This window comes from Ruegeria sp. AP12 (assembly GCF_056540025.1).
Map to the genome: position 1 here is coordinate 1 of NZ_JBQFVZ010000037.1, position 1,845 is coordinate 1,845.

Annotated in this window: 2 protein-coding genes; both read left to right on the forward strand. The window is 62.0% G+C overall.

The annotated features are described in order from the left end of the window. The first annotated feature begins 23 nt into the window (after nt 1-23). Nucleotides 24-1,187, forward strand: a complete 1,164-nt coding sequence (gene ftsW / locus ACR0E6_RS20935) for a putative lipid II flippase FtsW (protein WP_170374992.1) — start codon at nt 24-26, stop codon at nt 1,185-1,187. Beyond that, nucleotides 1,187-1,845 (forward strand): glycosyltransferase (locus ACR0E6_RS20940; RefSeq protein ID WP_480586913.1); only part of this gene is annotated, 659 nt, incomplete at its 3' end. The genes ftsW and ACR0E6_RS20940, both read left to right, overlap by 1 nt.

Consider the following 1,845-nt stretch of genomic DNA (forward strand, 5'->3'; position numbering starts at 1 on the left):
GAGGCAGTAAGTGGCGGTATCTCATGACTGAGATGGTGTATGGCGCGGTCCAGGACCAGCGCGGGGAACCGATTCTACCAAAGTGGTGGCGGACGATTGATCGCTGGACGATGTCCTGCGTTCTGATTCTGTTTGTCATCGGATTGTTGCTGGGGCTGGCCTCGTCGCCGCCTCTGGCCGGGCGCAACGGGTTTGATCCGTTTCACTATGTTGAACGACAGGCGCTCTTCGGCGGATTGGCGCTGATCGCGATGCTGCTGACCTCGATGATGTCTCCGACACTGGTGCGCCGTCTGGCGGTATTGGGCTTTCTGGGGGCCTTCGTGGCGTTGGCCTTCCTGCCGGTCTTCGGGACGGATTTCGGCAAAGGCGCTGTACGCTGGTACTCGCTGGGCTTCGCCTCATTGCAACCGTCCGAGTTTCTCAAGCCCGGATTTGTAGTCGTTGCGGCGTGGTTGCTGGCGGCCTCGCAAGAGATCAATGGCCCTCCGGGGCGGTTGTGGTCCTTTGCGCTGTGTATGGCGATTGTCGGCATGCTGGTGATGCAGCCTGATTTCGGGCAAGCCTGCCTGATCCTCTTCGGCTGGGGCGTGATGTATTTCGTGGCCGGTGCGCCGATGCTTTTGCTGGTTGGTATGGCCGGAGTGGTCGTTCTGGGCGGGATGTTCGCCTATTCCAACTCGGACCACTTTGCTCGCCGTATCGACGGATTCCTGAACCAGGAGGTCGATCCGACCACTCAGCTGGGCTACGCGACCAATGCCATCCGTGAGGGTGGTTTGTTCGGCGTCGGCGTAGGGGAGGGGCAGGTCAAATGGTCTCTGCCCGACGCGCATACGGATTTCATCATCGCCGTCGCGGCCGAGGAATATGGGCTGATCCTGGTGCTGATCATCATCGCGCTTTATTCGATCATCGTTGTGCGCTCACTGATGCGCCTGATGCGCGAGCGGGATATGTTTATCCGTCTGGCAGGCACCGGGCTGGCCTGCATGTTTGGCGTTCAGGCGATGATCAATATGGGTGTGGCCGTGCGCCTGTTGCCTGCAAAGGGCATGACGCTGCCTTTTGTCAGCTATGGCGGCTCATCGCTGATCGCAGGTGGTATTGCGGTTGGCATGTTGCTGGCCTTCACACGCTCGCGCCCACAGGGTGAGCTTGGCGATATTCTGCGCGGACGAGGCTGATGGGCAAACCTTACCTGATGATTGCGGCTGGCGGCACCGGGGGCCACATGTTCCCGGCGCAGGCTCTGGCCGAAGCGATGCTGCAAAAAGGCTGGCGCGTGCGTCTGTCGACCGATCCTCGGGGTGCTCGCTACACCGGGGGCTTCCCGCACACGACCGAGATTGTCGAGGCGTCCTCGGCCACTTTTGCACGCGGCGGTTTGGCCGCAAAAGCGCTGGTGGGGCCGAAGATTGTAGGTGGCGTAACCAGCATGGCGATGCAGATGTTACGCGACCGTCCGGACGTGGTTGTGGGCTTTGGCGGCTACCCGTCGATCCCGGCACTGGGTGCCGCGACGCTACTGAAACTGCCGCGTATGATCCACGAACAGAACGGCGTTTTGGGGCGTGTGAACCAGCTCTTCGCCACACGCGTGGCGCAAGTGGCCTGCGGTGTTTGGCCGACCGATCTGCCCGAAGGGTCCAGCGGTATTCACACCGGCAACCCGGTCCGGGCTTCGGTGCTGGAGCGGGCCGGTGCGCCCTATATCCCACCCGGCGAGTATCCGATGTCGGTGCTGGTGATGGGGGGCAGTCAGGGTGCACGGATCCTCAGCGATGTGTTGCCCGAGGCGATCGCCGCTCTGCCGGAGTTCCTGGGCGGATTCATCCGCGTCTC

Coding starts and splice junctions, on each gene's coding strand:
- ftsW (WP_170374992.1), top strand. CDS start 24: ATGACTGAGATGGTGTATGGCGCGGTCCAGGACCAGCGCGGGGAACCG.